At 65.5% G+C, this 21,212-nt stretch carries 22 protein-coding genes and 2 tRNA genes; 9 read left to right on the top strand and 15 right to left on the bottom strand.

Annotation, left to right across the window (positions count from 1 at the left end; genetic code table 11):
• The first annotated feature begins 4 nt into the window (after positions 1-4).
• The 3 genes from ROH8110_RS13515 (at position 5) to ROH8110_RS13505 (ending at position 1,597) form a co-directional block, all read left to right on the top strand.
• Entirely contained in the window at positions 5-394 is a 390-nt protein-coding gene (locus tag ROH8110_RS13515; protein WP_245962852.1) for an RNA-binding S4 domain-containing protein, read from the top strand.
• Positions 395-449: 55 nt separating this feature from the next.
• Positions 450-788: a ferredoxin FdxA gene (fdxA, locus tag ROH8110_RS13510; RefSeq protein WP_085818246.1), complete on the top strand. Its 339-nt coding sequence runs from the start codon at positions 450-452 to the stop codon at positions 786-788.
• Positions 789-1,087: 299 nt separating this feature from the next.
• Complete coding sequence (locus tag ROH8110_RS13505; RefSeq protein ID WP_085818509.1) at positions 1,088-1,597, top strand: CarD family transcriptional regulator; 510 nt, start codon at positions 1,088-1,090, stop codon at positions 1,595-1,597.
• A gap of 57 nt (positions 1,598-1,654) precedes the next feature.
• Here ROH8110_RS13505 and cobS read toward each other — a convergent pair whose 3' ends face one another.
• On the bottom strand, positions 1,655-2,371 hold the full coding sequence (gene cobS, locus ROH8110_RS13500) for an adenosylcobinamide-GDP ribazoletransferase (protein ID WP_245962851.1): 717 nt from the start codon (positions 2,369-2,371) through the stop codon (positions 1,655-1,657).
• 120 nt (positions 2,372-2,491) lie between these two features.
• Between cobS and cobT the strand changes: the two genes are divergently transcribed.
• Positions 2,492-3,508: a nicotinate-nucleotide--dimethylbenzimidazole phosphoribosyltransferase gene (cobT, locus tag ROH8110_RS13495; RefSeq protein WP_085818244.1), complete on the top strand. Its 1,017-nt coding sequence runs from the start codon at positions 2,492-2,494 to the stop codon at positions 3,506-3,508.
• 101 nt (positions 3,509-3,609) lie between these two features.
• Here the strand turns inward: cobT and ROH8110_RS13490 are convergent, their stop codons facing one another.
• From ROH8110_RS13490 to ROH8110_RS18735, 4 genes are all read right to left on the bottom strand, one after another.
• Positions 3,610-6,042, bottom strand: a complete 2,433-nt coding sequence (locus ROH8110_RS13490) for a hypothetical protein (protein ID WP_085818243.1) — start codon at positions 6,040-6,042, stop codon at positions 3,610-3,612.
• Between the two features lie 160 nt (positions 6,043-6,202).
• Complete coding sequence (locus ROH8110_RS13485; protein WP_085818242.1) at positions 6,203-7,483, bottom strand: O-acetylhomoserine aminocarboxypropyltransferase/cysteine synthase family protein; 1,281 nt, start codon at positions 7,481-7,483, stop codon at positions 6,203-6,205.
• 167 nt (positions 7,484-7,650) lie between these two features.
• Positions 7,651-8,670 carry a GT-B fold glycosyltransferase domain-containing protein gene (locus tag ROH8110_RS13480; protein ID WP_085818241.1) on the bottom strand — a complete coding sequence of 340 codons (1,020 nt, stop codon included), beginning with the start codon at positions 8,668-8,670 and terminating at the stop codon, positions 7,651-7,653.
• A 132-nt stretch (positions 8,671-8,802) separates the two neighbouring features.
• Positions 8,803-8,886: transfer RNA gene (locus ROH8110_RS18735), tRNA-Tyr, on the bottom strand.
• Positions 8,887-9,020: 134 nt separating this feature from the next.
• Here ROH8110_RS18735 and rlmB point away from each other — a divergent pair.
• From rlmB to ROH8110_RS13465, 3 genes are all read left to right on the top strand, one after another.
• A complete protein-coding gene (rlmB, locus tag ROH8110_RS13475; RefSeq protein ID WP_085818508.1) occupies positions 9,021-9,800 on the top strand; it encodes a 23S rRNA (guanosine(2251)-2'-O)-methyltransferase RlmB in 780 nt (259 codons plus the stop codon).
• Between the two features lie 18 nt (positions 9,801-9,818).
• Positions 9,819-10,142, top strand: a complete 324-nt coding sequence (locus ROH8110_RS13470) for a hypothetical protein (protein ID WP_085818240.1) — start codon at positions 9,819-9,821, stop codon at positions 10,140-10,142.
• A 198-nt stretch (positions 10,143-10,340) separates the two neighbouring features.
• Positions 10,341-10,814 carry a CoA-binding protein gene (locus tag ROH8110_RS13465; protein WP_085818239.1) on the top strand — a complete coding sequence of 158 codons (474 nt, stop codon included), beginning with the start codon at positions 10,341-10,343 and terminating at the stop codon, positions 10,812-10,814.
• Between the two features lie 79 nt (positions 10,815-10,893).
• Here the strand turns inward: ROH8110_RS13465 and ROH8110_RS13460 are convergent, their stop codons facing one another.
• Genes ROH8110_RS13460 through hisF form a run of 3 tightly spaced genes read right to left on the bottom strand, consistent with a single transcriptional unit; the run spans position 10,894 to position 12,253 of the window.
• On the bottom strand, positions 10,894-11,184 hold the full coding sequence (locus ROH8110_RS13460; protein ID WP_121143702.1) for a Dabb family protein: 291 nt from the start codon (positions 11,182-11,184) through the stop codon (positions 10,894-10,896).
• Entirely contained in the window at positions 11,181-11,492 is a 312-nt protein-coding gene (locus ROH8110_RS13455) for a phosphoribosyl-ATP diphosphatase (protein ID WP_085818237.1), read from the bottom strand. Before ROH8110_RS13455 ends, ROH8110_RS13460 begins: the two co-directional genes overlap by 4 nt.
• A complete protein-coding gene (hisF, locus tag ROH8110_RS13450) occupies positions 11,489-12,253 on the bottom strand; it encodes an imidazole glycerol phosphate synthase subunit HisF (RefSeq protein WP_085818236.1) in 765 nt (254 codons plus the stop codon). Before hisF ends, ROH8110_RS13455 begins: the two co-directional genes overlap by 4 nt.
• Positions 12,254-12,355: 102 nt before the next feature.
• Between hisF and ROH8110_RS13445 the strand changes: the two genes are divergently transcribed.
• Positions 12,356-12,811 (top strand): DUF302 domain-containing protein, encoded by a 456-nt coding sequence (locus ROH8110_RS13445; protein WP_085818235.1) that lies wholly within the window; start codon positions 12,356-12,358, stop codon positions 12,809-12,811.
• On the opposite strand, the gene hisA is transcribed toward ROH8110_RS13445, so the two are convergent.
• Positions 12,808-13,530, bottom strand: a complete 723-nt coding sequence (gene hisA / locus ROH8110_RS13440) for a 1-(5-phosphoribosyl)-5-[(5-phosphoribosylamino)methylideneamino]imidazole-4-carboxamide isomerase (protein ID WP_085818234.1) — start codon at positions 13,528-13,530, stop codon at positions 12,808-12,810. The genes ROH8110_RS13445 and hisA overlap by 4 nt on opposite strands.
• Before the next feature lie 137 nt (positions 13,531-13,667).
• Between hisA and ROH8110_RS13435 the strand changes: the two genes are divergently transcribed.
• Positions 13,668-14,054, top strand: a complete 387-nt coding sequence (locus ROH8110_RS13435) for a DUF2147 domain-containing protein (protein ID WP_085818507.1) — start codon at positions 13,668-13,670, stop codon at positions 14,052-14,054.
• Positions 14,055-14,100: 46 nt separating this feature from the next.
• Here the strand turns inward: ROH8110_RS13435 and ROH8110_RS13430 are convergent, their stop codons facing one another.
• The 6 genes from ROH8110_RS13430 to ROH8110_RS13405 form a co-directional block, all read right to left on the bottom strand.
• Positions 14,101-14,778: a hypothetical protein gene (locus tag ROH8110_RS13430; protein WP_139837419.1), complete on the bottom strand. Its 678-nt coding sequence runs from the start codon at positions 14,776-14,778 to the stop codon at positions 14,101-14,103.
• Positions 14,779-14,885: 107 nt separating this feature from the next.
• On the bottom strand, positions 14,886-15,524 hold the full coding sequence (gene hisH, locus ROH8110_RS13425; protein WP_085818232.1) for an imidazole glycerol phosphate synthase subunit HisH: 639 nt from the start codon (positions 15,522-15,524) through the stop codon (positions 14,886-14,888).
• 5 nt (positions 15,525-15,529) lie between these two features.
• Positions 15,530-16,117, bottom strand: coding sequence for an imidazoleglycerol-phosphate dehydratase HisB (gene hisB, locus ROH8110_RS13420; RefSeq protein WP_085818231.1), 588 nt, complete (start codon positions 16,115-16,117; stop codon positions 15,530-15,532).
• Between the two features lie 185 nt (positions 16,118-16,302).
• Positions 16,303-16,377: transfer RNA gene (locus tag ROH8110_RS13415), tRNA-Gly, on the bottom strand.
• A 382-nt stretch (positions 16,378-16,759) separates the two neighbouring features.
• On the bottom strand, positions 16,760-17,563 hold the full coding sequence (locus ROH8110_RS13410; RefSeq protein WP_085818230.1) for a phosphodiesterase: 804 nt from the start codon (positions 17,561-17,563) through the stop codon (positions 16,760-16,762).
• A gap of 40 nt (positions 17,564-17,603) precedes the next feature.
• Entirely contained in the window at positions 17,604-21,041 is a 3,438-nt protein-coding gene (locus tag ROH8110_RS13405) for a pyruvate carboxylase (RefSeq protein ID WP_085818229.1), read from the bottom strand.
• Between the last annotated feature and the right edge of the window lie 171 nt (positions 21,042-21,212).

Here is a 21,212-nt window from a genome sequence, read left to right as displayed (position 1 = left end):
CCCCGTGCAGCAGCAGGACACGACCAGCGCCCGGATCCGCATCGACAAATGGCTGTGGTATGCCCGCTTTTTCAAGACGCGGGGTCTGTCGGCCAAGCTGGTCTCGGGCGGGCATGTGCGGGTCAATGGCGAGAAAATCGCAAAGGCCGCGCATGCCGTCGGCCCGGGCGACGTCCTGACCTTTCCGCAGGCCCGGCAGGTGCGCGTGATCCGTATCCTTGCCAAAGGCGCGCGCCGCGGACCCGCCGCCGAGGCGCAGGCGCTCTATGAGGACCTGAGCCCGCCGGTGGAGCGGCTAAATGTCCCATCTGGGCCCAAATATGAAGGAAAAGGTCGTCCAACCAAGCGTGATCGGCGCAAACTCGATCTCAACCGCTCAGATGCGCTTGATTGATCTCCGCCTGTGGATTAGGTGATGCGCACTAGCGGCAGAGACGCGAGAGACTGCAATGACTTATGTCGTGACGGACAACTGCATCGAGTGCAAGTATACCGACTGTGTTGAAGTATGCCCTGTGGATTGTTTCTACGAGGGTGAAAATATGCTGGTGATCCACCCCGACGAATGCATCGATTGTGGCGTGTGCGAACCCGAATGCCCGGCTGATGCGATCCGGCCGGATACCGAGCCCGAAATGGAAGAATGGGTCGAGTTCAACCGCAAATACTCAGAGATGTGGCCCGTCATCATCACCAAGAAGGATCAGCTGCCCCAGGCCGAGGATCGTGACGGTGAAGAGGGTAAACTGGCCAAGTTCTTCTCGGAGAAACCGGGCGAAGGTGGCTGACGGGGACTGGCCGATTCGGCGCTGACGCATCCCCTCGCGGGGTGTCTCGCGCAATAAGTCGGCCTCCAAGGCATTGAAGACACAGTCAAAGCATGCGGACTTCGGTGCTGGTACTTCCGAAAGCACGTTTTTTGTGCTATATACTTGTTACAAATGAAGATCGCTGCCTGACATCCATCCTCCCGCCGTCTTGACAGGAGATGGATATTTTTGCGCTGTTTTTGCGTCTCACGGGACTGAACGTCAATGAGTCCAAATCCCCGTGCGCCGAATCGGACAGCTGTTTGAGGAAGACCCGAATGAGCAAATCTAAGAAGTCCGAGTTCCGCCCCGACGATTACGTTGTCTACCCCGCGCACGGGGTTGGCCAGATCGTGTCGATCGAGAAGCAGGAAATCGCTGGAATTACGCTGGAACTGTTTGTGATCTCCTTTGAGAAGGACAAGATGACCCTGCGCGTGCCGACGAACAAGGCCACCGAAGTGGGGATGCGCGGGCTGTCGAGCCCTGATGTGGTCTCCAAAGCCATGTCCACGCTCAAGGGGAAGGCCAAGGTGAAACGCGCCATGTGGTCGCGTCGTGCGCAGGAATATGAGCAAAAGATCAATTCAGGCGACCTGATCGCGATCGCCGAGGTGGTGCGCGACCTGCACCGGACCGACGATCAGCGCGAGCAGAGCTATTCGGAGCGTCAGCTCTATGAAGCGGCGCTTGAGCGTCTGACCCGTGAAGTGGCCGCTGTAAGCGGCGGAGACGAGGTGCAGGCGGCCAAGAAGGTCGACGAAGTGCTGGTTTCGCGCGCCGCGTAAATCGGTTCGATGCACATGGATGAAGGCCGTGCCCGAGGGGGCGCGGCCTTTTTCATGTCACGCGACCAGAAGCAAAAGAACAAAGATTTCAGCGACTTGCTGCGCCGCGCCAAGGATATCGCCAGTCTGCCCGCCGATCTTGCGGGAGGCGATGATACCAATCCCAAGCGCCGCCATTCCGGCCATCAACGTCGCGGGGATGGCGCCAAAGCCGAGCAGCAGAATGGAGAGGGCGAAGGCCAATGCGGCGGCGAGCCACGCGGTTTCCGGGGGGCAGGGGCCGGTGCTATGGGAGAGGCCGGAGCCGCGGGCGTTTGGCAGGGCCGCCATGAGGGCGGGCAGGGTGGCGCGCGACAGGAGGCTGGCGGCGAGGATCGCGCTGAGCGCAGTGCCGGAGCCGACCGAGAAGAGCGCCCATAATGCGGCCCAACGTGCTGAAAACGCGAAGAAAAGCGCCAGAACCCCGAAGGTGCCGATGCGGCTGTCCTGCATGATCTCGAGGCGGCGGACGCGGTCCCAGCCACCCCAGAGACCGTCGGCGGTGTCGGCCAGCCCGTCCTCGTGCATGGCGCCGGTCAAGACAACCATAAATAACAATGAAATCAGAGCAGTAAGGCCGGGCGGAAAGCCGATCCAATGGGCGATGATTCCGGCGGTCCCGGCGATTCCGCCGATGATCAGGCCAACCAGCGGATAGGCCCAGGCGGCGCGGGCGCCCCTGTCAAACCTTTCGACCTGCACCGGTAGGCGGCTGAGCAGGGCCAGCGCGATCATAAAATCCTTTTGTTTTACAAGAGGTTCGCGGATTTCCATCGTGATCGTGCCTTTTTCGGCTGCGTCTTAAATGTGTCGCTGCGATACACAGGATGACGATAACATGCAACGGGGGAGACAATGCGCCAAGACTTTACCTCGCTGGCGGAATTTATTGAGATACTTCAAGAGCTTCCGTCACCTCGAGTGTCGGCGCGCGAGGCGGCTGCGGCACGCGATGCCTGTTTGACGAAGCCGCCCGGTTCGCTGGGCCGGTTGGAGGAGATCGCGGCCTGGTATTGCGGCTGGCGCGGGCATGAGCGGGCACGGGTAGAGAAGCCGCAGGTCATTGTTTTTGCAGGGAATCACGGCGTCACGGCGCAGGGCGTTTCGGCCTTTCCGGCCGAGGTGACGGGTCAGATGGTGGCCAATTTCGAGGCTGGGGGGGCGGCGATCAACCAGTTGGCTGAGACCTTCGGTGCAGGGTTGAGTGTCCATGCTTTGGGGCTGGAAAACCCGACGCGGGACTTTACCCAAGGCCCGGCGATGAGCGAATCCGAGTTTGTCGATGCCCTGATGAAAGGCTGGCAAGCTGTTGATTCAAAATCGGATTTGCTGGTCGTTGGTGAGATGGGAATCGGCAACACCACGAGTGCCGCGGCGATTTCGCTGGCGTTGTTCGGGGGTGAGGCGGAGGCCTGGACCGGGGCTGGCACCGGGGTTGCGGGCGAGGCGCTGGCCCACAAAGCGACAGTTGTGGCGCGCGGCGTCGAGGTGAATAAATCATCTCAAAACAATGGGTTGGAAGCCCTGCGTTGTCTCGGAGGACGTGAGATCGCGGCGATGGCGGGTGCGATGGTGCGCGCGCGGACGTTGCGTATCCCCTTGATTTTGGACGGTTTTATTTGCACGGCGGCGGCTGCCTGCCTGCATGTGGCGCAGCCGGGGGCGCTGGATCATGCGCTGGCGGGCCATGTGAGCGCCGAGGCGGCGCATCCCAAGCTATTGAAGATACTGAACAAAGAGCCGATCCTGTCGCTTGGAATGCGGCTGGGAGAGGGCTCGGGCGGGGCGCTGGCGATGGCGGTGGTCAAGGGCGCGCTGGCCTGTCATTCGGGCATGGCGACTTTCGCGGAAGCGGGCGTTTCGGAGGCCTGAAAACTGTACAAATCGTCCGTTTTGTACGGCGGTTTTGTACAGGATTCACCGCATCGTGCCAAAGGTCTGTACAGAACCCGTTTCGAGCGCCCGCGCCTGGGTCAGCCCTTGGGAATTCTCAGCACGATGTTCTTGCCGCGTTTCTGGTAGCGCAGCTCGCTTTCGCCGATGGCGGCGACCTGCCCGCCATCGAGCTTGTCGCCGACCTGGACCTTTTCGTAGCGGCCATTCGCCAGCCGCACGAGCGCGCGGCGATTGGAAGGGCTGCCATAGACGCCGATCAGGTTCACCTGACGCAGCGAAATGGCGTTCTGTTCGGTGGCGGCGCGCGCGACGGTGGTGGCCGTGGGCGCACTGGGTGCGATCCGCTGCGTGGCGCTGACCGGGGTCGACTGTGCGGTGGCGCGGGTTCTGGCGACGGTCTTTTCAAAATTCCGCGGTCGCAGATTGGGCTTGAGCGAGTTCGAGACCGCCTGCGGCGTGGCGGAGGCGAAGGGGTCGGGCTGGCGGGCGGCCTCGTTGAGGGCGGCATTGACGGCCTCGGGATCGACGATCAACTGAGGCTCTGGCGCGGCAGCGGCGGCGGTTTGCTGTGCCGGTGGTGCGATGTTCGCGGGGCGAACCCGTGGGCGCAGGGAGGCGAGTTCGGAGCGGCTGCGGCCGCCGACCCCGAGCTGGCCGCGTTCGTTCTGTTCGGCGAGGTTGCCGGGACGCGGGCGCGGGCGCACCGAGAAGAGGCGCAGGGATTCGGCCTCGGTCAGGGTGTCGGCGATGGTGGCGCCGCTGGGGCGATCCGGGATGTTGCCGGGCGTCAGGGCCGGGCGACCGGCATAGACAAGCACGCCCTGCGGGGTAAGCGCGCCTTCGGGTGTGGCGAGCACGAGGCCGCGATCGTCCATCACGAAGCGGGTGTCTGGGGCGACCGGATCGGCGGGCCGTCCGGGCGCGGTATCGGCGCGCTGCGCATCGACGGCGGGCAGGGCCACGGCATCGCTGGAGCGCACCGGCGTGTCGATCGAGGTCTGGTAGAAATCGTCGAGCGTCATCAGGCTGGGGGCGCTTGGGGCCTCGGGGGCCTGTTGCCAGATGCCGGTCGCGGCGTAGCGCGAGAGCAGTTCGTCCGGGGTGAGTTCGGCATCGGGCGTATCGGTGCGCGCGGGTTCCGCGGCGGTTTCGGGGCGATCGGCGGGCGCGGGAGGGGGGGCTGCGGCCGTCGTTTCGTCGGGCGTGGCCTTTTCGGGGGCGGGCACGACGGCGATCTGGGGCGACGGTTTCGAGCGGAACAGGCCGGTGACGCCATCGTCCATGAAGATCGAGGCCCAGGCGGCAACGGCGACCAGGAAGAGGAGCAGCGCGGCGGTCAGGGCAAGGCCGAGATAGCGCGGCTTGCCGCCCACGGGCGCAGCGTCGCGCGCGCCGAAAATGGTCATGCGCTGCTTTTCATCCGCCGGGGGCGGCGGCGTGGCGGTGACGCTGCTGACGGCGGCGTCGCGCTGTGTGAAGAAGGCGGCTGCGGGGTCGTTGTCGTTTTCGGCGGGGTGAAGCCGGTCGTCGGAGGCGGCGCGGAGATCGGGCGCGTCATGGTCGCGCGCTGAGTCCTCGGGGTGTCCGGTGACGGGAGGCGCGGCGCTGCTGGCGGGCGCGATGGTGGTGAGGCCGCGCGCCGCGCCTTCGAGGCGGCGCGACACCGGCGCGGTGGCGTCATCGCGGCTGGCGCGCACCGAGCGGAAGGCGGCGACGGGTTCTTTGCCTGCGGCGAGGACGGGCGCCTCGTGGTTGTCGGTCTCGGGCGCGGTGTCCGGGGCGCTCTCGGGCACGGGGGCCAGAGCGGGGTCGGATTGAATGGCTTCGGTTTCGGATTCGGGCTCGGCCTGCGGTTCGTGTTCGACCTGCGGTTCTTGTTCGATCTGCGGTTCGTGTTCGGCCTGCGGTGCCGCTTCGGCCTGCGGCTCGGGTTCGGCTGCGTCGGCGAATGAGGGCTCCGGTGCGGTGCCGATGATTCGGATCGCGGCGCTGTCGCGTTCGAGCACTGCGCCCGGCTGCATGTGCTGTTCGGCCTGTGCGGCCTGGCCAAACCAGGGTTCGCCGACGAAGCGGCCACGCGCGGGCATGGCGACGAAACAGACCGGATTGAAGCCGTAGCGGGCGGCGAATTCCTCGGCCTCGTCGAGGGTTTCGAGGGCGACGGCGGCGACATGGACCTGGCCGGCTTCGAAGGACCAGTCATAGGCGAGGTCTTCGAGCGCGTAGGGGGTGGCGCCGGAGAGCTGATCGCGCACCGCCTGTTCAAGCGCCTCGCCGGTCGCGCCGTCGGGGTCGAAATCGAGATAGCGGATCTGGTCGTCGGGGATCACCAGCTTGCAGGTCATGCCGGCGGGATCGAGCGCCAGCCCCCGGTCGCGCAGCTGCGCCAGGGCGTCGGGCAGGTCGGGCACATCGAACGCGACGTCGCCGACGCTGTGCCAGCCCGGATAGGCCCGGTGCAGAAGGGCCAGGCCTTCAAACGAGAGGGTGAGGGCGAAATTCGGTTTCATTTGCACCGCAGTAGCATCGGGTCGGGGCCAGTGGGAGTCCGGCACCTCAAGCCTTGATTTTACAGCAGCTTCCCGCCGAGGGAAAGGGATGTGCGGGGTCGTGACGACGGAAGGCGGCCAGGGCCGCAGGTGCGGCCCTGGCGCTCAGGTCCGGGTCGGATCAGGCGGTGGCCTTGGCGAGCGCCTGATCGAGATCGGCGATGATGTCGTTGGCATCTTCGATGCCGATCGAAATGCGCACCACATCGGGCGATGCGCCCGCCGCCTTCTGCTGTTCGGGCGAGAGCTGTCGGTGGGTGGTCGAGGCGGAGTGGATGATCAGCGAGCGGGTGTCGCCCAGATTGGCCACATGCGAAAAGAGCTCGAGGCTGTCGACCAGCTTGACGCAGGCGTCATAGCCGCCCTTGAGCGTGACCGTGAACAGCCCGCCCGCGCCCTTGGGGCAGATCCGCGCGACGCGGTCGTGATAGGGCGAGGAGGGCAGGCCGGCATAGGTGACGGCCTCGATCCGGTCATCGTTTTCGAGCCATTGGGCGACGGTCATCGCGTTCTCGCAATGGCGCTGCATGCGCAGGCTGAGGGTTTCGATGCCCATCAGCGTGTAATGCGCCGCCTGCGGGTTGAGGGTCATGCCGAGGTCGCGCAGGCCGATGGCGATGCCGTGGAAGGTGAAGGCGAGCGGGCCGAAGGTCTCATGGAACTTGAGGCCGTGATAGGCGGGCTCGGGTTCGCTGAGCGAGGGGAACTTGCCGGAGGCGGACCAGTCGAAAGTGCCGGAATCGACGACGACGCCGCCGGTGACGGTGCCGTTGCCGGTCAGGAACTTGGTCATCGAATGCACGACCAGCGTGGCGCCGTGTTCGATCGGGCGGCAGAGATAGGGCGTCGCCGAGGTGTTGTCGACGATGAGCGGCAGCCCGGCCTTGTCGGCGATCTTGGCGATGGCGTCGAGATCGGTGACGTAGCCGCCCGGATTGGCGATGGATTCGCAGAAGATCGCGCGGGTGTCATCGTCGATCGCTGCCGCGACGGCGTCGAGATCGTCGAAATCGACGAATGTCGCGGACCAGCCGAAGCGCTTGATCGTCTGGCTGAACTGGGTGATCGAGCCGCCGTAGAGCCGGGTCGAGACCACCACGTTGAGCCCCGGACCCATGAGCGGGAAGAGCGCCATGATCTGCGCGGCATGGCCCGAGGAGCAGCAGACCGCCCCGGCGCCGCCCTCGAGCGTGGCGACGCGTTCCTGGAGCGCGGCCACGGTGGGGTTGGTGAGGCGCGAGTAGATATAGCCCACTTCCTGGAGGTTGAAGAGCGCCGCGGCATGTTCGGCATCGCGGAACACATAGGCGGTGGTCTGGTAGATCGGCGTCTGGCGCGCGCCGGTGGCCGGGTCGGGCCGGGCGCCCGCGTGGATCTGCAATGTGTCGAAGCCGTATGCCATGTGAAAGGTCCTCTCTGCGGAATTCTATGGGCGAATGTGTAGGCCATCGCGGGCGGGCTCACAACTGGCATGGCGAGGGGGAACGGGTGCGTTCGGGCAAGGCCGGGGGGCCGGCCCCCCGGACCCCCCGAGGTATTTCGGGCCAGATGAAGGGGTTGGGTCGGGCCTCAACGCATCCAGAAGCCGTTGCGCTTGATGGTGTTGCGGATCGCCTGTTCCTTGCGGGGGAGATCGTCGCGATCAAAAAGCGCGCGCACCTTCCGGCCGCGGCCGTGATAGACCATGAACTTGATCGGGTCGTGGGCCTTGAGCACCTTCTTGATGCGGTTGGGGGCGCAGATCTCTTCGAGCACCTGCACCGCGCGGTCGGATTCGCGCGCATAGAGCAGGGGCAGGAGGCGGTAATGGCATGTCACCGCGCCATCGAGCAGCCCGGCGGGCAGGGCATCGCGGCCACCGCCGAAGGAATGGATCACCAGTGGCAGCGCGATCTGGTCGAGCCAGGGGTCGAGTGATTGGCAGATCAGTTCGGGCGGCGGGTCGTCGCGGATGGCGAGCGCATAGTCGAGAAAGCGTTTCCCGAACGCGTGCGGGCATTTGTAGAAGAAGAACCCGGCGTTGAAATAGAGGTAGCGGCGCCAGAATTCGTCGGGCCAGGCGGGATCGAGCGAGGAGTCGAAATCGAGGCCGAACTTGTCATAGAGCGATTTCCAGGTCTCATGGTAGCCGGGGCCGTAGAGCTGGATCTCGGGCCAGGTGCCTTCGCGGCGCAGCGACGCGCCGGGGCGCGAGAAATCGAAGGGCACAGAGGCGAGATCGCCGGTCACGAGCGTGTCGGTGTCGAAAAACACGAAAGGCTCGCCCTTGGGCATGGCGAAAAGCGCCTCGATCTTGTTGCCATAAGGGTAGGACTGGCCGAAATGGCGCGACTCGAAGGGGATGATTTCGGCGCCCATCTCGGTGAGGAGGGCGCGGGTCTCGTCGCCGCGAATGGTGGGATCACCTGACCAGAGCGGGCCGGGCTGGGGTTCGGCGACGAACAGCCGGCCCTTGAAGCCGGGGGCATTGGCGCGCAGGGAGGCGGCGAAGATCAGCGCCTCGTATTGCAGGCGCCCGCCCTGGGCGACGATCAGGATGTTGAACGCGCCTTGCTGCGCCTTCGGTTTGGTTTTCGCCTTGGCGGCCATCACTCGCACTCTGCCCGGTGTTTTGCCTCTGGGGCCACTATAGGGGTATCGCGGCGCGGGCAGAAGGGGGAACGCGCGCCTGACAGGCAACGCCGTCGATCCGCGTGGCAATGGAAGGGGGGGAGGGGAGAATGGTGGGCGACCTAGGAATCGAACCTAGCGTGCGTCTCCGCGAGGGAGTTACAGTCCCCTGCCACACCTTGCGGCCTGTCGCCCACGGACCGGGACATTGCCCCGGACGTGAGGGCGTATTTAGGAAAGCGGGTCTGGGGCGTCAACCGGAAAATGGCTTGCGCCGCCCTGCGTGGCCACGCATTGTCGCCCCGCATCAGGAAAGGGCGACCATGGCCGTGAAGAAACCCCGTTGGGTGATCGAGAAGGAACAGGCGAAAAAGGCGGCGAGTGCCGAGACTGTCTGGCTTTTCGGGCTGCACGCGGTGCGCGATGCGCTGATGAACCCGGCGCGCGAGAAGCTGCGCCTGATCGTCACCAAGAACGCCGCCGACAAGCTGGACGAGGCGATCTCCGCCGCAGGGATCGCGCCCGAGATGGCCGATCCGCGCAAGTTCGCGGCGCCGCTCGACCCGCAATCGGTGCATCAGGGGGCGGCGCTGGAGGTGAAGCCGCTGGATTGGGGCAGCCTGGAGGATATCTGCGCCGCCGCGCCGGGCGAGGCGCCGCCCAGGGTGCTGTTGCTGGACCGGGTGAGCGATCCGCATAACGTGGGGGCGATCCTGCGTTCTGCGGAGGTGTTCGGGGCCTGCGCGGTGATCGCGACGCGCCATCATTCGGCGCCCGAGACCGGCGCGCTGGCCAAGACCGCGAGCGGGGCGCTGGAGCGCCAGCCTTACCTCAGGGTGACGAACCTCGCGCGGGCGATCGGTGCGCTTCGGGACATGGGTTATCTTGTGGTCGGTCTTGCGGGCGAGGCCGAGGCCGATATCGAGACCGTGCTCGAGGGACGCCGCGAGGGGGCGGTGGCGCTGGTGCTGGGGGCCGAGGGGCCGGGATTGCGTGAGAAAACGCGCGAGAGCTGCGACGCATTGGCGCGAATCGCCTATTGGGGCGATTTCGGTTCGCTCAACGTCTCGAACGCGGCGGCGGTGGCCCTATATGCGTCGAGACGCTGAACAAAGGCACTCCAGGACATGCAGCCCAAGATCGCCACATGCAATTATTGCGGCACGCGCGCCGTGCTGGTCCTGGCGCCGGGGCGTCATGAGCTGAGCTGTGCGGGTTGCGGAGCGCCGCTGCATGACATGAAGGCCATGCCGCAGCGCACTGAAAACGTGAAGAAAACCGGCTCTTCGCCGTTGGCGGGGATGCCGCGCGCGACCCGCGTCGCCAAGCCCGAATTCCGATCCCATGACAAGCGCCGCAAGGGCGAATACAGGGCGAGAAAGAAGCGCAAATCGCTCGGGCGCAAGATCTGGAGCGAGGTCTGGGATGTGGTCGAGGATATCTTCGATTGATGCGCCGGGCGCTCGCGCAAACGTGATCACACAGGTTTTACAACCCCTTTTTAAACTTGGAATCGTTCCTATCTAAGAGTCGGAAGCGCTGATACGGAACATCGGCGTTTCACTTCACTGTCCCTCGTTCCGCGACTGGCGCCCAAGGCTTTCCTTGGGCGCTTTTTTATGCGGAGCAAGCAGGCTAGGATGACATGCATGAGTGAAGATTATTCAGACGCCTTCCTGCGCGATATCCTGACCCGCACGCGGCGCGTGGCGGTGGTGGGTGTGTCGATGAACCCGGTGCGCCCGAGCTATTACGTGGCGCGTTACCTGAGCCTCAAGGGGTTCGAGGTGGTGCCGGTCAATCCGGGCCATGCGGGCGAGATGCTGTTCGGGGCGCGCGTGGTGGCGAGCCTTGGCGAGATCGAGGGCAAGGTCGACATGGTGGATATCTTCCGCCGCTCCGAGCATGTGGGGCCGATCGTCGACGAGGCGCTGGCGGCCTTTCCCGATCTTGGCACGATCTGGATGCAGATCGGGGTCGTCAACGAGGCGGCGGCGGAGCGCGCGCGGGCGCGCGGCGTGGACGTGGTGATGAACCGCTGCCCCAAGATCGAGTATCAGCGCCTTTTCGGCGAGCTGCGCATGGGCGGCTTCAATACCGGGGTGATTTCCTCGAAGCTCTAGCGAAAGGGGGCGCTGCCCCCGTCGCGCCAGGGCGCGACTCCCCCGGAGTGTATCTGGAACAATGAAAGCGTGGTCGGGGTCAGGAGGCCGCGATATCGGCGGCGATTCGGGTGTCGCGCAGCGGTTTCACGCGGTCGATCGAGGCCTGGTAGAGCGGATGCGCCTTGTAGGCGGCGAGATCGGCCTCGGAGTCGAATTCGGCGTAGACGACGAAATCGACATCGGCATTTGAAAGCCGGTCGGCGCGCAGGTTGGGGCGGACCTCGAAATGGCGTGCATGGGGGATGCCCGACAGCAGGTTGAGGCCGGTTTCGATCTCGGGGAGATCGGCGGCGTCGCGGGCGGTAAAGAAGACGATATGGCGGATCATCGGGGGCGGGATGCCTTTTCCTGAAGGCCCGTGCGGGATTGGCGGCGGGCGAGTTCCTCCATCACATCCGCGAGCGTCACGTCGCGCGCGCGCAGCATGACCAGGAGGTGGTAAAGCACGTCGGCGGCCTCGGATGTGAGGCTGCTTGGGTCGTTGCGCACGGCTTCGATCACCGCCTCGACGGCCTCTTCGCCGAATTTGCGGGCGGCGTATTCGGGGCCGCGCGCGAGAAGCTGGGCGGTCCAGCTTTCGTCGGGGGGGGCGCTGGCGCGGGTGGCGACGATCTGTTCAAGCTCTTCGAGGGTCATGCGCCTGTCCTTGTGGGGATGCCGTGGGCGGCCATGTGATCCTTGGCCTGCTGGATGGTGAAGGTGCCGAAATGGAAGATCGAGGCGGCCAGAACGGCGCTGGCGCCGCCCTTGGTCACGCCGTCGACGAGGTGGTCGAGCGTGCCGACCCCGCCCGAGGCGATCACGGGGATGTCGACCGCGTCGCTGATGGCGCGGGTGAGCGGCAGGTTGAAGCCTTCGCGGGTGCCGTCGCGGTCCATCGAGGTGAGCAGGATCTCGCCCGCGCCTTTCGATTCGACGAGGCGGGCGAATTCAACGGCGTCGATGCCGGTGGGTTTGCGCCCGCCATGGGTGAAGATTTCCCATTTGCCGGGGCTGACCGTCTTGGCGTCGATGGCGACGACGATGCATTGGCTGCCGAACTGGTCGGCGGCGCGGCGCACCACGTCGGGATCGGCGACGGCGGCGGAATTGAAGCTGACCTTGTCGGCGCCGGCCAGCAGAAGGGCGCGCACGTCTTCGGTGCTGCGCACGCCGCCGCCCACTGTGAGGGGGATGTAGCATTGCTCGGCGGTGCGGCTGACCACGTCGAGCATGACACCGCGATTCTGGTGGGTGGCGTGGATGTCGAGGAAGCAGAGTTCGTCGGCGCCCGCAGCGTCATAGGCGCGTGCGGCGTCCACCGGGTCGCCCGCGTCGCGCAGGTTGACGAAGTTCACGCCCTTGACGACGCGGCCGTCGGCGACGTCGAGGCAGGGGATGATGCGGATCTTGAGCATGGCGGGTCCGGGTTTCTGCTGTCACGGAATTGTTTATGGGCAAAGCGCGCGGGTTTCCAGAGGATAGGGGCGTGACATTCAGACTTGTGAAAGGAGCACGCGATGAGACGGATTCTGGGAGCGATCATGCTTGCGACGATGGCGCATGGCGCGGCGGCCGCGCAGGACGACATCATGCGGATGCAGGCGGGCGGCGATGTGGGCGCCACGATGGATGCGCTTGTGGAGGCCGTCGAGGGCGCGGGCGCGACGGTGTTCGCGCGCGTCGATCACGGGGCGGGTGCCGCCGGTGTGGATATGGATCTGGCGCCGTCGCAGCTGCTGATCTTCGGCAACCCGAAGCTGGGCACGCCGCCGATGCAGGCCAATGCGCTGGCGGGGCTTTTCCTGCCGCTCAAGGTGCTGGTCTACGAGGATGGCGACGGGCAGGTCTGGCTGGCCTATGAAGACCCCGAAGAGACGCTGGACGATCTGGAGGGCATCGACGATGACGCGGCCTATATCCAGAAGATGCGCATGGCGCTGATCAAGCTGACCGAGGCGGCGGCGGGGCGCTAGGCGCGCATCACCGCGAGCGCCTCGGCGAGGTCGATCGCGCCGTCATAGAGCGCGCGCCCCGAGATCGCGCCGTTGAGCGGTGCGCCGCAGCTCTTGAGGGCTTCGAGGTCGGCGATGGAGCTGACGCCGCCCGAGGCGATCACCGGGATCGACACGGCATTGGCCAGCGCGGCGGTTTCGGCCACGTTCGGACCTTGCATGGCACCGTCGCGGTTGATGTCGGTATAGATGATCGCCGCGACGCCTGCGTCCTCGAAGGATTTGGCGAGATCGGTGGCAAGCACGTCGGTTTCCTCGGCCCAGCCCTTGGTGGCCACGCGCCCCTTGCGCGCGTCGATGCCCACGGCCACCTGGCCGGGGAAGGCGCGCGCGGCCTCGCGCACGAGGGCGGGGTTTTCCACCGCCACGGTCCCGAGGATCACCCGCGCGAGCCCCCTCGAGAGCCAGCGTTCGATGGTGGCCATGTCGCGGATGCCGCCGCCAAGCTGGGCGGGCACCTTGCAGCGTTCGAGGATCGCTTCGACGGGGGTGGCATTGACCGGGGTGCCGGCGAAGGCGCCGTTGAGATCGACGAGGTGCAGCCATTCGCAGCCCGCGCGCACGAAATCCTCGGCCTGGGCGGCGGGGTCGTCGTTGAATACCGTGGCTTGCGCCATTTCACCCTTGAAGAGGCGCACGGCCTGGCCGTCCTTGAGGTCGATGGCGGGATAGAGGATCATCGGGGGCATCCTTGCAAGCTGGCGGTGGGCGCCATTTGGCATGCGGTCGCGCGAAATGCAACGCGACCCGACGTCAGACTTGATTCGACCCGGCGACGGTTGCAGCCTTTGGCCGTGACATGAGGAGGAGTTCCATGATGAAACAACTGGCAGTCGCCGCCGCCGCGCTGTTGGCCAGTGCGGCCATCGCCGCCGCCGACCCCGTGCTCGGCACCTGGCAGACCGAGGTGGATGACGGGGCGTTCGCCCATGTGAAGATGCAGCCCTGCGGCCAGAAAATCTGTGGCACGATCGCGCGTACCTTCCGCGATGGCGGGGAGTATCAGTCGGACACGATCGGCAAGATGCTGGTGCGCAACATGGAGCCGGTGGGCGAAGGGCATTACGAGGGCAAGGTCTGGCGCCCGTCGAATGACAAGATCTATATCGGCAAGATCGACCTTGAGGGCAATTCGCTCAATCTGCGCGGCTGCGTGGCGGGCGGATTGATCTGCGCCAAGCAGACCTGGAAGCGCGTGCAATAGGCGTTGGCGTGGCGGGGTTTCCCCCGCCACGCGAGGCGCGATCCCGTCAGGAGGCGCGCGACTTGCGCCGCATGCGCAGCCCGGCGAGCAGCGCAAAGGCGCTGGCGGCCAGCGGCAGCCCGGCAGGCAGCGGCACGGTCGAAACCTGATAGGTCACATCATCGAAACCGAAGGCATAGCCGCCGCGGGTTCCGCCTTGCCCGGTAATGGTGACGCTTGTCAGGCCGGTGAACCCCTGGAAGTTGATGGTTTCGAAATCGGTGGCGGGGTTGTTCCCGGCGATGCCGTCCAGCGCGAAGTTCAGCGACACTGTCGAGCCATCCGCGCGGGTCCCCATGATGTCGAGTGCGCTCGAAGCGAAATCGGCGAAGAAGCGGCCCTGGTTCCGACCCTCGGAGGCGCGCAGGCTGAGAAGGTCGAAGGCTTCGCCGCCGAGCGTCGAGAGGGTCACGGAGGAGTTGACCGGCGTGGGCGCGTTCGGGTTGTTGCTCATGCCGATACTGGTCGAGCCGCTTTCGGGCACGGTGGGAACCGCACCGACGGGATAGGCCAGCATGTCGCCCGATGTCGCGGTAAAGCGCAGGCCCTGCGAGGTGAACTGGGTGCCGAGTTGCTGGAAGGTGGTGAATTCCTCGAAATCCACGGTCGCTGCGGAGGCGAGGGCGGGCAGGGCGCAGAAAACGCCCGCGATCAAGGGTTTGAGGGCAATGCGAAGATGGGACACGATCAAAATCCTTCTGTCATGGTATGCAATGTCACCATGACTAGGGGCGGAACGTGTCATTCTCTTAAAGCGCGGGATAAGCCAATCTGACAGTCGGCATGGCGCGATCAGGGCTTCCAGTTGAGGAAGTTGGCGATCATGCGCAGGCCGGTGGCTTGGCTTTTCTCGGGGTGGAACTGGGTGCCGACCATGTTGTCACGCCCGACGACGGCGGTGATCGCGCCGCCATAATCCACATGCGCCAGAAGATGCGCGGGGTCGCTGACCCGGAAATGGTAGGAATGCACGAAATAGGCGTGATTGCCGGTGGCGATGCCGTCGAAGATCGGGTGGGGGTGGTCGATCACCAGATCGTTCCAGCCCATATGGGGCACCTTGAGCGCGGGATCGGACGGCGCGATGCGTTCGACTGTGCCGGAGATCCAGTCGAAACCGGCGGTTTCCCGGTATTCCAGCCCGCGCGTGGCGAGCATCTGCATGCCGATGCAGATGCCCATGAAGGGCTGGCCGCGTGCGATCACGGTGTCCTCGATCGCCTCGAACAGGCCGCGGTGATCGTAAAGCTGATCGCGGCAGGCGGGAAAGGCTCCGTCGCCGGGCAGGACCACGCGGCTGGCGGTGCGCACGACTTCGGGATCCGACGTGACGATCACCTCGCCCGCGCCGGTTTCGCCCGCCATGCGCTGAAACGCCTTGGCCGCCGAATGGAGGTTGCCCGATTCATAGTCGATGATGACGGTGGTCATGGCGCTTACAGCGCCCCCTTGGTCGAGGGCACGGCGTCGGACATGCGCGGATCGGGTTCGACCGCCGCGCGCAGGGCGCGAGCGACGGATTTGAACGCGGCCTCGGCGATGTGGTGGCTGTTGATCCCGTGCAGCGCATCGACATGGAGCGTGATGCCGCCATGGGTGCTGAAGGCCTGGAAGAATTCGCGGAGCAATTCGCAATCGAAGCTGCCGATCTTCTGCGTGGGCAGGTCGACATTCCAGACGAGATAGGGGCGCCCCGACAGGTCGAGCGCGGCGCGCACCAGCGCGTCATCCATTGCCAGCAGGCAATCGCCGTAGCGGCGGATGCCGCGCTTGTCGCCGAGCGCTTCGCTGAGGGCCTGACCAAGGGCGATGCCGACATCCTCGACGCTGTGGTGGTCGTCGATCCCGGTGTCGCCGTCGCAGCGGATGGTCATGTCGATCAGCGAGTGGCGCGCGAGCTGGTCGAGCATGTGGTCGAAGAACCCGACGCCGGTGCGGTTGTCATAACGGCCGGTGCCGTCAAGGGTGACGGTGACGCTGATATCGGTCTCGGCGGTCTTGCGGGTGATCGTCGCGCTGCGCATGATCGTTGGTCCTTCGTGCTTGTGCCGCGTCCTTATAGGCGCGCGGGCGGGCTGCGCCAAGAGGCGCGCGACGCTGCGCGGGCGAGCGGGCAGGACTGCAACAGGGGCAGGGGGGCGACGATCGCGACAGGCAGCGGCGGCGCCGTTGGCGCAGTGCTGTCAGATCGGTCGGGGAAGAGAGAAATTGGAGCGGGTGATGAGATTCGAACTCACGACATTTACCTTGGCAAGGTAACGCTCTACCCCTGAGCTACACCCGCGTCCTTGGGTGAGGCGTGAGATATAAAGTCTTGGCGCGGCCTGCAAGCCCAAATTTCGGGCGCTGGCGAAAAAATTCCCGAAGCCGGGGCGTGGGCGTCAGCGTGCGAAGCGAATGGCCATTTCGCCATAGACCAGCGCGGAGCCCAGAAGAAGCAGTCCGATCAGGAGGAGGGACCGCCCTTTGCGCGGGCGCGTGGGAAGGGGTGTGTCGTCATGCTCGAGGCGGGGCATTGCGGTGCCTTGGGCTGTGGGTGGCGCGGGCCAGAAGCGCCGCGCCGTCAACCAAGGGTAGAAAAATGTGGGCGAGCGGGCAAGAAATTTCGCCGGGGCGGCGGAGCCTTGCCGGGTCGGCGCCGTATGATGGGCGGTGAACGGCCGGTGTCAGTCGGGGTAGCGAAGGGAGGCGGCGGGCGGCAGGCCGACATCCTGAGCATGGACGACAACCCCGGTTTTCATCATCAAAAGGAGCCCGTAAGCGCCCGGTTCATCGATGGAAAGGTGGCAATCGGGCGAGTCGAGCTGCATCGGCATCTGGTGGCAGGGGCTTTTGAAAATGGCGGTGGGCAGGCCGGCGGCGCTGCCCGAGATGGCGCGGTGGATATGGCCGCTGATGATCTGCGCGACAGTGCCGTGACGGGTCAGGCGAGAGAGCAGCGCGTCGCGGTTGCGCAGCCCGATGTCGTCCATCGCGGCGAATCCTGTGTCGATGGGCGGGTGGTGGGTGAAGATCGTCACATGCCGCCCCGCCGCGCCCGAGAGCGCCGCATCGAGCCAGTCGAGCCGCGCGGGACAGAGCCAGCCGCTATGGAGGTCGGGCGCGTGTTCGTCGAGCGTGTCGAGAAGGATCAGCCGATGGTCGCCCAGATCGTGCCATTGCTGGCAGAACCCTTCGGCCATGCGCGGATGGTCGGGAAAGGCCGCGTTGAAGGCGTCGCGCCGGTCGTGATTGCCCAGCATCAGGCTGACCGGCAGGGGGCAATCTGACAGAAGCGCGCGCAGGCGGGCATATTCGGCGGGCGCGCCGTTATGGGTCAGGTCACCCGCGATGACGATGCGCGCGGCGTCGGGGTGATGTGCGAGCGCATGGTCCATCGCCAGTTCAAAGCGTGCGGCGGGGTCCAGCCCGATGATGGTGCCACCATCGGGCAGGATGTGCAGATCGGTGAAGACGAGCACCTTTTGCATGCTGTCGTGCCTTTTCCCGCGGCGCCGCCCGTGGGCGGGCCTATTCCAGTTCGACCAGCAGATCCTTGGCGTCGATCTGCGCGCCGGGCTGCACATGCAGCGCCTTGACGGTGGCGTCGCGCTCGGCGTGAATGCCGGTTTCCATCTTCATCGCCTCGATGGTCAGGAGCATGTCGCCCTGCTTGATCTTCTGGCCGACGCTGACCGTGACGCTGGCCACCACGCCGGGCATGGGCGCGCCGACATGGTCGTGATTGCCCTGTTCCGCCTTGGGGCGGGCGGCGGTGGCTGCCTTGGCCTTGCGGTCGGGGACGCGGATCACGCGGGGCTGACCGTTGAGTTCGAAGAACACCTTGACCTCGCCGTCCTCGCCGGTTTCGCCGACGGTCTGGAGGCGGATCTCGAGGATCTTGCCGGGGTCGATCTCGGCGCTGATCTCCTCGCCGGGTTCCATCCCGTAGAAGAAGGCGCGGGTGGGCAGGGTGCGCACCGGGCCATAGACGCGGTGGCGGCCCATGTAATCGAGAAAGACCTTGGGATACATGAGATAGCCGTTGAGGTCCTCGTCGTCGACGGCCTTGCCTTCGAGTTCCTTGACCAGTTCGGCGCGGGCGGCGGCGAGATCGACCGGCGGGAGGTGCTTGCCGGGGCGTTCGGTGTTGGGGGCCTCGTCCTTGAGCACCTTGCCGACGATGCCCTCGGGGAAGCCGCCGGGGGGCTGGCCGAGGTTGCCGCGCATCATGTCGATCACGGAATCGGGGAAGGCGACGTCGGTGTCGGGGTCTTCGACCTCGGCGCGGGTGAGGCCCTGGCTGACCATCATCAGCGCCATGTCGCCCACGACCTTGGAACTGGGCGTGACCTTGACGATATCGCCGAACATCTGGTTCACATCGGCATAGGTGCGCGCCACGTCGGGCCACTTGTCCTCGAGTCCCATCGAGCGGGCCTGGGCCTTGAGGTTGGTGAACTGGCCGCCGGGCATCTCATGCAGGTAGACTTCGGAGGCGGGTGCGGCGAGGCCGGATTCGAAGGCGACATATTGCGCGCGCACCTGTTCCCAATAGTTCGAGATGTCGCGGATGCGTTCAATGTCGATTTCGGTATCGCGCTCGGTATGCATCAGGGCTTCGACGATCGAGCCGAGGCAGGGCTGCGAGGTGCCGCCCGAGAACGCATCCATCGCCGCGTCGACCGCATCGACCCCCGCATCGGCGGCAGCCAGGATGGTTCCGCCCGCGATGCCGCTGGTGTCATGGGTGTGGAAATGCACCGGGATCGAGAGCTCGTCCTTGAGCGCCTTGACCAGCACGCGCGCGGCGGCGGGTTTCAGCAGCCCGGCCATGTCCTTGAGGCCGAGGATATGGGCGCCCGCGGATTCGAGTTCCTTGGCCATCGAGACGTAATACTTGAGGTCATACTTGGCACGGTCGGGGTCGAGGATGTCGCCGGTATAGCAGATCGTGCCTTCGCAGATCTTGCCGGTGTCGATCACCGCATCCATCGCGACGCGCATGTTTTCCACCCAGTTGAGGCTGTCGAAGACGCGGAACACGTCGACGCCGGTCTCGGCGGCCTGGCGCACGAATTCCTGCACCACGTTATCGGGGTAGTTCGTATAGCCCACCCCGTTCGAGGCGCGCAGGAGCATCTGCGTCAAGAGGTTGGGCATGGCGGCGCGCAATTCGCGCAGGCGCTGCCAGGGGCATTCCTGAAGGAAGCGATAGGCCACGTCGAAGGTCGCCCCACCCCAGCATTCGACCGAGAAGAGCTGCGGCAGGTTGGCGGCGTAGCTGGGCGCGACCTTGATCATGTCGATCGAGCGCATCCGCGTGGCCAGAAGGCTCTGGTGCCCGTCGCGCATGGTGGTGTCGGTCAGGAGCAGGCGCTGTTGCGCGAGCATCCAATCGGCCACGGCGCGCGGGCCTTCGTTTTCCAGCAGGGTGCGGGTGCCGGGCGCGGGTGCCGCGACGGGCTTGGGCGGGCGCGGCGGCTTGGCGTCGGCGGGCTTGGCGCGGCCGGTGGTCTCGGGATGGCCGTTCACGGTGATGTCGGCGATATAGGTCAGCACCTTGGTGCCCCGGTCGCGCCGCTTGTTGAAATTGAAGAGATCCGGGGTCTGATCGATGAAGGTGGTGGTGTATTCGTTGCTCAGGAACGTGGGGTGCTTGAGCAGGTTCTCGACGAAGGCGATGTTGGTCGACACACCCCGGATGCGGAATTCGCGCAGGGCGCGGTCCATGCGCGCGATGGCCGCCTCGGGGGTCTGGGCGTGGGCCGTGACCTTGACCAGAAGCGAATCGTAATAGCGCGTGATCACGCCGCCCGCATAGGCGGTGCCGCCGTCGAGCCGGATGCCCATGCCGGTGGCGGAGCGATAAGCGGTGATGCGCCCGTAATCGGGGATGAAGTTGTTTTGCGGATCCTCGGTGGTGATCCGGGTCTGGAGCGCGTGCCCGTTGAGGGTGATGGCGTCCTGGCTGCTCTTGCCGGTGGCTTCCTCGATGGTCTTGCCCTCGGCGATGCGGATCTGGGCCTGGACGATATCGATGCCGGTCACTTCTTCGGTGACGGTGTGTTCCACCTGCACGCGGGGGTTCACCTCGATGAAGTAGAACTGGCTGGTATCCATATCCATCAGGAATTCGACCGTGCCGGCGCATTCGTAATCGACATGCTTGCAGATCTTGTAGCCCAGTTCGCAGATCTCGGCGCGCTGCAGGTCGGTGAGATACGGCGCGGGGGCGCGTTCGACCACCTTCTGATTGCGGCGCTGCACCGAGCAGTCACGCTCGAAGAGGTGATACATCTGGCCGTGCTTGTCGCCCAGGATCTGGACCTCGACATGGCGGGCGCGGGTGATCATCTTTTCGAGATAGCCCTCGCCGTTGCCGAAGGCGGCTTCGGCCTCGCGGCGGCCTTCCATGACCTTTTCGGCCAGTTCCTTGTCCGACTGGATCGGGCGCATGCCGCGCCCGCCGCCGCCCCAGGATGCCTTGAGCATCAGGGGATAGCCGATCTCGGCGGCCTCGGCGCGGATGGCGTCCATGTCATCGCCCAGTACGTCGGTGGCGGGAATGACCGGCACGCCCGCTTCGATGGCGACGCGGCGCGCGCTGGCCTTGTCGCCAAGGGCGCGCATGGTTTCGGCGCGCGGGCCGATGAAGGTAATGCCGTTGGCGACGCAGGCATCGACGAAATCAGGGTTTTCGGACAGGAGGCCGTAGCCGGGATGAATGGCGTCGGCGCCGCTGGCCTTGGCGACGCGGATGATCTCGTCGATGGCGAGATAGGCGGCGACGGGGCCGAGCCCCTCGCCGATGCGATAGGCCTCGTCGGCCTTGAAGCGATGCAGGCCCAGCTTGTCCTCTTCGGCGAAGACGGCGACGGTGCGTTTACCCATCTCGTTGGCGGCGCGCATGATGCGGATCGCGATTTCGCCACGGTTTGCAATCAGGATCTTCTTGAAGTCGGCCACGGGCTTCAGCCCCCCTTGCTATCGCTTTCATGTTGTCTTGTGCCCGCCGGATGCGGGTTGCTGCGGTGCAGCGCGGATGGTTCAGTTTGTAGGAATTGTGAAAGGTTTGCGCAATGGCGCTGCGACGCCTTCCACCCGTTCGCGACATTTTCTGCCCGTTCGGGAGGGTGG

It is taken from the genome of Roseovarius halotolerans, from assembly GCF_900172255.1.
GTDB classification, from domain to species: Bacteria; Pseudomonadota; Alphaproteobacteria; order Rhodobacterales; family Rhodobacteraceae; genus Roseovarius; species Roseovarius halotolerans.
This window is presented reverse-complemented; position numbering and strand designations above follow the sequence as displayed.

Excerpts from the sequence above, each read along its gene's own strand:
- ROH8110_RS13445 (WP_085818235.1), top strand. The coding sequence starts at position 12,356 with ATGAGACGGATTCTGGGAGCGATCATGCTTGCGACGATGGCGCATGGC.
- ROH8110_RS13505 (WP_085818509.1), top strand. The coding sequence starts at position 1,088 with ATGAGCAAATCTAAGAAGTCCGAGTTCCGCCCCGACGATTACGTTGTC.
- hisB (WP_085818231.1), bottom strand. The coding sequence starts at position 16,117 with ATGCGCAGCGCGACGATCACCCGCAAGACCGCCGAGACCGATATCAGC.
- ROH8110_RS13480 (WP_085818241.1), bottom strand. The coding sequence starts at position 8,670 with ATGGCCGCCAAGGCGAAAACCAAACCGAAGGCGCAGCAAGGCGCGTTC.
- fdxA (WP_085818246.1), top strand. The coding sequence starts at position 450 with ATGACTTATGTCGTGACGGACAACTGCATCGAGTGCAAGTATACCGAC.
- hisA (WP_085818234.1), bottom strand. The coding sequence starts at position 13,530 with ATGATCCTCTATCCCGCCATCGACCTCAAGGACGGCCAGGCCGTGCGC.
- hisF (WP_085818236.1), bottom strand. The coding sequence starts at position 12,253 with ATGCTCAAGATCCGCATCATCCCCTGCCTCGACGTCGCCGACGGCCGC.
- ROH8110_RS13470 (WP_085818240.1), top strand. The coding sequence starts at position 9,819 with ATGCAGCCCAAGATCGCCACATGCAATTATTGCGGCACGCGCGCCGTG.
- ROH8110_RS13460 (WP_121143702.1), bottom strand. The coding sequence starts at position 11,184 with ATGATCCGCCATATCGTCTTCTTTACCGCCCGCGACGCCGCCGATCTC.
- cobT (WP_085818244.1), top strand. The coding sequence starts at position 2,492 with ATGCGCCAAGACTTTACCTCGCTGGCGGAATTTATTGAGATACTTCAA.
- ROH8110_RS13435 (WP_085818507.1), top strand. The coding sequence starts at position 13,668 with ATGAAACAACTGGCAGTCGCCGCCGCCGCGCTGTTGGCCAGTGCGGCC.
- hisH (WP_085818232.1), bottom strand. The coding sequence starts at position 15,524 with ATGACCACCGTCATCATCGACTATGAATCGGGCAACCTCCATTCGGCG.
- ROH8110_RS13485 (WP_085818242.1), bottom strand. The coding sequence starts at position 7,483 with ATGGCATACGGCTTCGACACATTGCAGATCCACGCGGGCGCCCGGCCC.
- cobS (WP_245962851.1), bottom strand. The coding sequence starts at position 2,371 with ATGATCGCGCTGGCCCTGCTCAGCCGCCTACCGGTGCAGGTCGAAAGG.
- ROH8110_RS13455 (WP_085818237.1), bottom strand. The coding sequence starts at position 11,492 with ATGACCCTCGAAGAGCTTGAACAGATCGTCGCCACCCGCGCCAGCGCC.
- ROH8110_RS13410 (WP_085818230.1), bottom strand. The coding sequence starts at position 17,563 with ATGCAAAAGGTGCTCGTCTTCACCGATCTGCACATCCTGCCCGATGGT.
- ROH8110_RS13490 (WP_085818243.1), bottom strand. The coding sequence starts at position 6,042 with ATGAAACCGAATTTCGCCCTCACCCTCTCGTTTGAAGGCCTGGCCCTT.
- ROH8110_RS13465 (WP_085818239.1), top strand. The coding sequence starts at position 10,341 with ATGAGTGAAGATTATTCAGACGCCTTCCTGCGCGATATCCTGACCCGC.